Source organism: Rubellimicrobium mesophilum DSM 19309 (assembly GCF_000600335.2).
Taxonomy (GTDB): domain Bacteria; phylum Pseudomonadota; class Alphaproteobacteria; order Rhodobacterales; family Rhodobacteraceae; genus Rubellimicrobium; species Rubellimicrobium mesophilum.
This window is the reverse complement of record NZ_KK088637.1, coordinates 111175-119205: the sequence shown is the minus strand read 5'-3', so window position 1 is coordinate 119205 and position 8031 is coordinate 111175. Positions and strand designations below refer to the sequence as shown.

The following is an 8031-nucleotide window of genomic DNA, read 5'->3' as shown; positions in this document are numbered from 1 at the left end:
GGCCAGTTCGTCGTGCGATAGCGGGCGGGAGACGGCTTGCTCATGAGTGCCCAGATAGGCGCCACGGGTCCCTACGCGAGCACCCGCCACAGGGTTGTGCAACAACGCCCAGGCGATCCAATCAGGCCGCCTGTTATATGGATAGAAGACCCTGAGGTATGCGCTAAATTCTACTCAGCGGGTATTGTGCTGGGTGTGGCGTATGATTTCGACGCAATGCGTGAAATGGTGGCGCTAAAGGGATACAATGTTCAGCTTACAGAGTCTGAAAGCGCAATGGGGGCGCTTGAGCTTAACGGTGGTATGCACAATGTAAAGGTGTTTATTGGCGAACATATGTACAACAGGTTTATTATGGAGTTCTTTCAATTTCGTTGGTTCTGCGAGCACCTCACAGATGAGAATTTGCTCTCACATTTCTTCCAGCCTCCGCTCGGGCCATAAATTTCTCTATCTCCCCCGACCCTTCCTCTTCACATTCCCCCCACGCTGCCCCGGCCGTCCGGCCGTGCTCCGCCCGCTGGCCTTCTCCACGTCCTCCACCGCCTTGTCCACGGCCTGCTGCCGTGCCAGCGGGTCGTCGTGGAGCACCAAGTCCACGGTCTCCAGCCGCTTGACCTCGTCCCGAAGCCGCGCGGCTTCCTCGAACTCCAGGTTCTCGGCGGCCTTGCGCATGTCGGCGCGGAGGCCCTCCAGCACCGCCTGGAGGTTACTCCCAGCCACCACGCGGTCGATCTTGGCGGTGACGCGGCTCTGGTCGGTGTCGCCCTTGAAGACGCCGGCCAGCACGTCCTCGACATTCTTGCGGATCGTCGTCGGCGTGATGCCGTGCTCGAGGTTGTAGGCCATCTGCTTCTCGCGCCGACGCTCGGTCTCGCGCATGGCGCGCTCCATGGAGCCGGTGATGCGGTCGGCGTACATGATGACCTTTCCTTCCGCGTTCCGCGCGGCGCGGCCGATGGTCTGGATCAGCGAGGTCTCGGAGCGCAGGAAGCCCTCCTTGTCGGCGTCGAGGATCGCCACCAGCCCGCATTCGGGGATGTCGAGGCCCTCGCGCAGGAGGTTGATGCCCACCAGCACGTCGAAGGCGCCGAGGCGGAGGTCGCGCAGGATCTCGATCCGCTCGATGGTGTCGATGTCCGAGTGCATGTAGCGGACCTTGATGCCCTGCTCGTGCAGGTATTCGGTCAGGTCCTCGGCCATGCGCTTGGTGAGGGTCGTCACCAGCGTGCGGTAGCCGTCGCGCGAGACGCGGCGGATCTCGTCGAGGAGGTCGTCGACCTGGGTCGTGACCGGGCGCACCTCGATCCGGGGGTCGAGGAGGCCGGTGGGGCGGATGACCTGCTCGGTGAAGACGCCGCCGGCCTGCTCCAGCTCCCATGCGGCGGGGGTGGCGGAGACGAAGACGGACTGAGGCCGCATGGCGTCCCATTCCTCGAACTTGAGCGGGCGGTTGTCCATGCAGGAGGGGAGGCGGAAGCCGTGCTCCGCGAGCGTGAACTTGCGCCGGTAGTCGCCCCGGTACATCCCGCCGATCTGGGGGACGGAGACGTGACTCTCGTCCGCGAAGACGATGGCGTTGTCGGGGATGAACTCGAAGAGGGTGGGCGGCGGCTCGCCGGGGGCGCGGCCGGTGAGGTAGCGCGAGTAGTTCTCGATGCCGTTGCAGACGCCGGTGGCTTCGAGCATCTCGAGGTCGAAGCTGGTGCGCTGCTCAAGGCGCTGGGCCTCCAGCAGCTTGCCTTCGGAGACGAGCTGGGCGAGGCGGACGCGGAGCTCCTCCTTGATGCCCTTGATCGCCTGGGCCATCGTCGGGCGGGGCGTCACGTAGTGGCTGTTGGCGTAGACGCGGATGCGGTCGAACGAGCCTTCCTTGTGGCCGGTCAGCGGGTCGAACTCGGTGATCGACTCCAGCTCGTCGCCGAAGAAGCTCATGCGCCAGGCACGATCCTCGAGGTGCGCGGGCCAGATCTCCAGCGCGTCGCCGCGCACCCGGAAGGAGCCGCGCGCGAAGGCGGCGTCATTGCGCCGGTACTGCTGCGCGATGAGGTCGGCGAGGACCTGCCGTTGCTCGTAGTTCTGGCCGACGAAGAAATCCTGCGTCATGGCCGAGTAGGTCTCCACGGACCCGATGCCGTAGATGCAGGAGACCGAGGCCACGATGATGACGTCGTCGCGCTCCAGCAGCGCCCGGGTGGCCGAGTGGCGCATCCGGTCGATCTGCTCGTTGATCTGCGATTCCTTCTCGATGTAGGTGTCCGAGCGCGGAACGTAGGCCTCGGGCTGGTAGTAGTCGTAGTAGCTGACGAAGTACTCGACGGCGTTGTCGGGGAAGAAGCCCTTGAACTCCCCGTAGAGCTGCGCGGCGAGCGTCTTGTTGGGCGCGAGGATGATCGCGGGGCGCTGCGTCGCCTCGATCACCTTGGCCATGGTGAAGGTCTTGCCGGTGCCGGTCGCGCCGAGGAGGACCTGGTTGTGCTCCCCGCCCTCGACGCCCTGCGACAGCTCCACGATGGCGGTGGGCTGGTCGCCGGCAGGCTCGAAGTCGGTCTTCATCACGAACCGCTTGCCGCCCTCCAGCTTCTCGCGCCTGTCGGCGAGCGGCTTCTTGGGGCCGAAGAGCATGGGCATCTGCTCGGGCGAGTTGTTGTGCATGGGGGCTGTCCGGGATGGGGGAGACGTTACTATCTGGTCCCTTTTCGTTCTTGAAACAAGCCTCGCGCTTGCGCGCGGGGAGGGGTTCCGGCACAAGGCGCGGGACCCGGATCAGGAGGCCCTTACATGCGCGGACGCATCTCCAAGATGCCCCGGAACAACACCCAGATCGGCAGCGCCACGACGAGCGACTGGGTGCTCGACTTCGAGCCCGGCTCGGAAAGGCACATCGACCCGCTGATGGGCTGGACCGGAAGCTTGGACACCCAGACGCAGGTGCGGATGACCTTCGACACCAAGGAGGCCGCGATGGCCTATGCGCTCAAGCAGGGGATCGAGGTGGTCGTGGTGCCGGACCACGAGCGCAAGATGAACATCCGCCCCGGCGGCTACGGCGAGAACTTCGCCTCCGGGCGCCGGGAGCCCTGGACCCACTGAGCGGATCGGCGGCGGGGGTCCGCCGCCGGTCCGGGCGACGTCAGCCGCCGTTCGAGTCGGTCTCGCCCTCGGCAGGTTGCGTCGTTTCGCCGTTCGCGGGGGCGTCGGCCGGGGCCTGCTGCTGGGCCTCGTCGCTGTCCACCGTCGCGTCGTCCTCGGTGCCCGGCGCAGCCTGGATGGCCGCGCAGGCGATGCGGTCGCCGGAGTTGCCGCCGGGCTGCGTCGTGTAGTCGTCGGCGTCGGCGTGGATGATGACGGCGCTGCCGTCCTCGTCGAAGACCATGTCCATGGTGAGCGCGGGGGCGAAGGCGTCGATCGCCACCACGCCGTCCTTTGCCACCGTGATGTTGGGAAGGTCGCCCGGATGCGGGCCGGTGTCGGTCATCACGCCGTGCTCGTCGTTGCCGGAGATGTGCTCGCCCGCCGATTCGAAGCCCGCGCCCGAGCAGTCGCCCACCTGGTGGACGTGGACGCCGTGGACGCCTTCGGGGATCCCTTCGGCGTTGATCGTCACGAGCGCGTAGCCCGAGGCGGTCGCCGCGATCGAGACGTTGCCGAGTTGGGTGCCGTCCGCCGCGATCAGGGCGCCGGTGCCGCCCTGGCTCCATTCGCCCTCGCCCATGGCGTTCTCGGGCTGAGACTGGGTCTCGGCGGCCTGCTCGACCTCCTGGCGGTTCTGTTCCTGCAGTCCCTCGCTGGTGAACTGGGTGGTCTGGTTGGTGGGGCGCGTCTCCTGGCTCTCGGTGGCGGGCTGGTTCTCCTGGGCCATGGCGGGTGCGGCCAGCGCGGCGAGCGCGAGGGCGAGGATCGGGGTTCGGGTCATGGGCTCCTCCTGGGGCTTGCCGCACCGAAACCCATGGGAGCGCCCCGGCGTTCCCGCGCGCTTTTCCTCCCTGAGGTTCCGGGGTAGGAGGATGGGCAGCGGTCCCGTAGCTCAACTGGACAGAGCAGCCGCCTTCTAAGCGGCTGGTTGGGGGTTCGAGTCCTCCCGGGATCGCCAGACACTCTAGCTAACTCCTTATGGGCATTAGGGTTTGTCGCGGTTTGTGGCGAACCTTTCGGCGAGGTTCGCCACGTTATTGCCGCCCATCGGACGTGCCAGGAGGGCCATTGCGTCCCCCGCCATCTTCGGGCGCGAGGCTTCCGCGATGTAGCGTTGGACCTCGGAAAGCGTCTTGTGGCCGGTCACGGCCATGATCTGCGGAGCCGTCGCGCCCTGCTCCGCGAGCCGTCGCGCCATGGCCTTCCTGAGGCCGTGGGACGTGCAGACGGGCAGGCCCGCCGCGTCACACCACTCGCGCATATCGTTGCCCAGGCCGGCCGCGCTACGGGGCTTGCCGAAGGCGGTCTCAAGGAAGGTGCCGCACTCCTTGGGCCAGACCGCCAGCACCGCAGCCAGGTCGTCGTGGATCGGGATGGACACCAAGGGCGCGTCGCCCCGGCGGGTCTTCTGGCGCCGGTATTCAATGCGCCGGCCTTCGAAGGTCTCCTTGATGCTGAACCATCCCAGCTTGACCGCATCGACCTTGGCCGCCGCCGTGTAGAGCATCAGCGTCACAGCCATGTGGGGCAGGGTGCCCGGCTTATGCACCTCGAAGAAGCGGGCAATCTCGGCCTCGCTCCATGTGTGCAGACCGGTGCCCGGCATCGGCAGAGACTTCGTTTCCCGGACAGGGTTCGCGGGAAGCCATTTCAGGGACACCGCGAGGTCGAGGAGCTGAGACAGCCGCTTGCGGAAGTTGTTGGCCGCTGCCGGCGTCTCGGTCTTCTTGGCGATCAGCCGCTCAACCGCGTGGGCGTCGAGACCTGCCACGCGACGCCAGCCATGCTCTTCGCGGAACCGTTCATAGATCCCGCAATAGTTGGCCTTGGTCGAGGAGGCGAGGTCCTTGCGCGCGGTGAGATTGTCGAGGAGGCGGGCGACCAAGTCTGCGATGGTCCCGGGGGTCGTGCGATCCGCGCCGATCCGGCCGGCAGGCTTGGCGCCCTTCACGGCCTCCCCATAGCGGCGGACGAACTCCTCCGAGCCGTAGGACGTGCCCAGTTCGAAGCTCTTGCCGTGCTTGCGGTAGCGCCAGCGGCGGGTGCCATGCCGGTCGGTGTAGGGCGTGGCACCGGGAAACTGCCGCTTGCGCTTCATAGATCATCCCAGTCGCTCTTGCGGGCCGCCGGTGCTGCGCCCGACTGGCCCGCGATGATGGCCATCTTGCCCGAAGGCTCCATCTCCAGCCGCCACTCCGCCACGCCCGCCGACTGCATCGCCTTTGCGATCCGCGTTAGATCGGCTTGCTTGATGAGGGCAGGGCGGTTGGCCATTCGTTAGGTCCCTATTGATGGACGATGCCGTGCTGCCGGTGGAGGTTGAAGCAGTAGGTGAGGTTCACCACGGTGACACCCAGATGAGGCCGGTCTTTCACGCATTCGACGACAGCACGCTGGAGCCGGGACTCTCCGACTGCACCGAAGGTCCAAGGCCAGAAGTCGTCTTCGTCTTCGTCTTCGTTTGAGCCCGGGTTCGACAACAACTCGGGCGTAATGCCGAAGTAGGCTTCGTTACCGTTCCGTGCGGCGCGAAATGCGTCGGCGACATTGGCCGGCACGCTTTCGTCCTCTTCGAGGCACAGGCGCAGAATGCGAGCGATTTCCTTGACGGCTTGGATCGCTGGTCTCAGTTGAGTGAGCCCAGCTAACAGTCGCACTAGGATCAGCCCCTCATCATCGTAGACGAGAGGGTCACGATTGACGGGCTCAATGACTCCTTGGTCATGCCAGTATTGGACAGTCCGCCTCGGGAGGCTCGCCTTGTCCGCCAGACTTGTGATGCTGTGCATCGTGTTCTCCTATCCTGGTACGGGATATTTACACTATTTGTAATCATCCCGCAATAGGGCAGGCGACTGTCTTCAGCCCTCCTTGAGTAACGCCCGGCACTCGCTGGCGAAGGGGTGCGGGCCACGCTCGTCCAGGAGCATCTCGCCGTCGCCGGTGAGGCAGAGCACCTTGGCCGCGAGGTCTGTCATGTTTTGTACGGGCAGGCCCTCCATCTCCCGCTCCATGGGGTCCAGCGCATCCACGAGGCGGTTGAACTCGTCTTCGGACACCTCGCGGGTCTCCGGGCCGTTGAGCCAGTCCCGGTAGGCCCGCCAGCGGCGGTAAAGCTGCATCACGGGCGTGTCGGCCTCGTCGCCCGCGTCGAAGAAGGGAATGGCCGAGGCGGAGACGGCGACAGGAATAGCGGTCAGCATGGCGGCACCTTTCAGCATGTTGCGGCGGGAGGTGTGGGTCGCGGTCATTGGGCCGCTCCCTTCACGAGGGCTTCGCACTCCGCCAGGACGCCGGGGTCGTAGATGCTGCCCACCTCGTCACGGAGGGTCGTCAAGGCCAACACCTTTGCGGCGAGGTCCGCGAGGCAGGTGACGGGTTCCTCCGCCATCCTGTCCTCCAAATTGCGGAGGATGGGATAGAGGCGGTCGGCTTCCTCGCTGCTAGTCGCGTGGTCGTTGATCCGCCCTTCCATATCCTCGAACTCTCGGAAGAGCTGCATGATCGGCGTATCGGTGGAGGCCAGAGCGGGAGCGCCCACCAGGGCGGCGGGGGCAGCGAGCGCACCTTTCATCAGGGCGCGACGGGTCGTGGGCTGGAAACCAGCCCCTTGAGATGTTACGTTCATGGGGAAGCCTTCTTAGCGGATGGGTTTCAACGAAGGCCGTTGGGGGGCCAGCCCCGGCGGCCTTCACTCGTTTTAGGCCGCAGCGTCGTGTTGCGGTGCCTCACGGAAGATGCGCTCAAGGTGAAAGACGATCTCCGCGTTCATCGTGCGCCGGTTGCACGCGGCTGCTTCTTTGATCGCTTGTCGTAGGCCGTCAGGGAGGCGGATCACGAACTTGTCCACCGCTGCGCTGCTCATAGGACGCTCCCGGAAGTTTATGGCTCTGAGCCACATCTTACATATGGCTCAGAGCCTGCATTGCGTCAAGAGGTCATTTATGGCTCATCGCCATCATGACCGAACGCAAGCCACAGGAACAGGATAAGTATGTCCTCCGTCTCCCGGATGGGATGCGGGAGCGCATTCGCCAGGCGGCTGAGGAGAACAGCCGATCTATGAACGCTGAGATGGTGGCTCGGCTGCAGGAGTCCTTCGAGAAAGAATCCGATGTGAGGCTAGAGCGCACGCAGGAGGTTCTGCGCGACGTGACGCATCGGTTGCATGTCTTGGAGGGCGTCATAACCAAGCATTACCTCGGTGGGGAGCCACTCGATCTCTCCGATCTGAAGAGGCGTAATGCCGGAGAGGACGGCGAAGAGTAGGGCTGAGGATGAGGAGGTGGTGTCTCCACACACCTGGAGATGTTCCTGAACCATCTCTTTAGGGTCGTGGCGGCCCGACAAGTTGTCATGGCGACATGACATTGTCGGAGCGCTCCGACAAAGTTCATTAGGTTCGAGCCGTGTAAGCGCGCACACAGGCTAAAAGCAGGAGAGACTGATGTTCCAAGTGCGACTGTATGAGCGTGGCGGGAACTTCAACGACCAAGACCACGTCATGGAAGACCTTGAGATGGAAGTCGTTCCTGTCGTCGACGACCGCATCGGAATACGCCACAGCGCTGACGGCAAACTGGTGGTTTACAAGGTGATCTCGCGCACCTTCATACAAGAGTTCGATCAGGGAGAGCAGGTCGGCAAGACTAGATTTGCTGTCGAGGTCGTACCTGTCCGAACCGGGCCGGGCACTGCTTCGGTCCAGGAACTACCTTTCTGAGTCAAGAGGAGCCGGAGCATCCGCCCCGACCCCCCCTGAAACCCCAATCTCAGTGTGGGTCGGTGCATCCGCTCCGATCCCATGACGCACCGCCCCGCCATCTGAAGGGGGCCTGCGACGTGCCGGGGTTTACCCACTCGCCGGCTGACGGGGATGCTTCGGGCTAGGAGTCA

Annotated in this window: 12 protein-coding genes and 1 tRNA gene; 5 read left to right on the top strand and 8 right to left on the bottom strand. The window is 64.7% G+C overall.

Going from position 1 to position 8031, the window contains the following annotated elements:
* Positions 1-42 precede the first annotated feature (42 nt).
* On the top strand, positions 43-444 hold the full coding sequence (locus tag RUMESO_RS25495) for a hypothetical protein (protein ID WP_156363077.1): 402 nt from the start codon (positions 43-45) through the stop codon (positions 442-444).
* Between the two features lie 6 nt (positions 445-450).
* Here the strand turns inward: RUMESO_RS25495 and uvrB are convergent, their stop codons facing one another.
* Positions 451-2655, bottom strand: a complete 2205-nt coding sequence (gene uvrB / locus RUMESO_RS23305; protein WP_037284433.1) for an excinuclease ABC subunit UvrB — start codon at positions 2653-2655, stop codon at positions 451-453.
* A 126-nt stretch (positions 2656-2781) separates the two neighbouring features.
* On the opposite strand from uvrB, the gene RUMESO_RS23300 reads away from it, so the two are divergent.
* Positions 2782-3093 (top strand): ETC complex I subunit, encoded by a 312-nt coding sequence (locus RUMESO_RS23300; RefSeq protein ID WP_037284430.1) that lies wholly within the window; start codon positions 2782-2784, stop codon positions 3091-3093.
* A 40-nt stretch (positions 3094-3133) separates the two neighbouring features.
* Here RUMESO_RS23300 and RUMESO_RS23295 read toward each other — a convergent pair whose 3' ends face one another.
* Positions 3134-3916, bottom strand: a complete 783-nt coding sequence (locus tag RUMESO_RS23295) for a superoxide dismutase family protein (RefSeq protein WP_051521637.1) — start codon at positions 3914-3916, stop codon at positions 3134-3136.
* 100 nt (positions 3917-4016) lie between these two features.
* Here RUMESO_RS23295 and RUMESO_RS23290 point away from each other — a divergent pair.
* Positions 4017-4093 (top strand) — tRNA-Arg (locus tag RUMESO_RS23290).
* A gap of 27 nt (positions 4094-4120) precedes the next feature.
* On the opposite strand, the gene RUMESO_RS23285 is transcribed toward RUMESO_RS23290, so the two are convergent.
* The 6 genes from RUMESO_RS23285 to RUMESO_RS24740 all read right to left on the bottom strand — a co-directional run bounded on the left by RUMESO_RS23285 (position 4121) and on the right by RUMESO_RS24740 (position 7000).
* Entirely contained in the window at positions 4121-5233 is a 1113-nt protein-coding gene (locus RUMESO_RS23285) for a tyrosine-type recombinase/integrase (protein WP_051521636.1), read from the bottom strand.
* A complete protein-coding gene (locus RUMESO_RS23280) occupies positions 5230-5409 on the bottom strand; it encodes a hypothetical protein (RefSeq protein ID WP_037284427.1) in 180 nt (59 codons plus the stop codon). The genes RUMESO_RS23285 and RUMESO_RS23280 overlap by 4 nt, the downstream gene beginning before the upstream one ends.
* 11 nt (positions 5410-5420) lie before the next feature.
* Positions 5421-5924, bottom strand: a complete 504-nt coding sequence (locus RUMESO_RS23275) for a MerR family transcriptional regulator (protein WP_037284424.1) — start codon at positions 5922-5924, stop codon at positions 5421-5423.
* A 72-nt stretch (positions 5925-5996) separates the two neighbouring features.
* Entirely contained in the window at positions 5997-6386 is a 390-nt protein-coding gene (locus RUMESO_RS23270; RefSeq protein WP_037284421.1) for a hypothetical protein, read from the bottom strand.
* Positions 6383-6763 carry a hypothetical protein gene (locus RUMESO_RS23265; RefSeq protein ID WP_156363076.1) on the bottom strand — a complete coding sequence of 127 codons (381 nt, stop codon included), beginning with the start codon at positions 6761-6763 and terminating at the stop codon, positions 6383-6385. The genes RUMESO_RS23270 and RUMESO_RS23265 overlap by 4 nt, the downstream gene beginning before the upstream one ends.
* 72 nt (positions 6764-6835) lie before the next feature.
* The gene (locus RUMESO_RS24740; protein WP_156363075.1) at positions 6836-7000 is read right to left on the bottom strand and encodes an Arc family DNA-binding protein; all 165 of its coding nucleotides are present in this window, start codon (positions 6998-7000) and stop codon (positions 6836-6838) included.
* A gap of 95 nt (positions 7001-7095) precedes the next feature.
* On the opposite strand from RUMESO_RS24740, the gene RUMESO_RS23260 reads away from it, so the two are divergent.
* Both RUMESO_RS23260 and RUMESO_RS23255 read left to right on the top strand, forming a co-directional pair.
* The gene (locus tag RUMESO_RS23260) at positions 7096-7404 is read left to right on the top strand and encodes an Arc family DNA-binding protein (RefSeq protein ID WP_082484627.1); all 309 of its coding nucleotides are present in this window, start codon (positions 7096-7098) and stop codon (positions 7402-7404) included.
* A gap of 178 nt (positions 7405-7582) precedes the next feature.
* The gene (locus RUMESO_RS23255; protein WP_037284413.1) at positions 7583-7858 is read left to right on the top strand and encodes a hypothetical protein; all 276 of its coding nucleotides are present in this window, start codon (positions 7583-7585) and stop codon (positions 7856-7858) included.
* Positions 7859-8031: the final 173 nt, after the last annotated feature.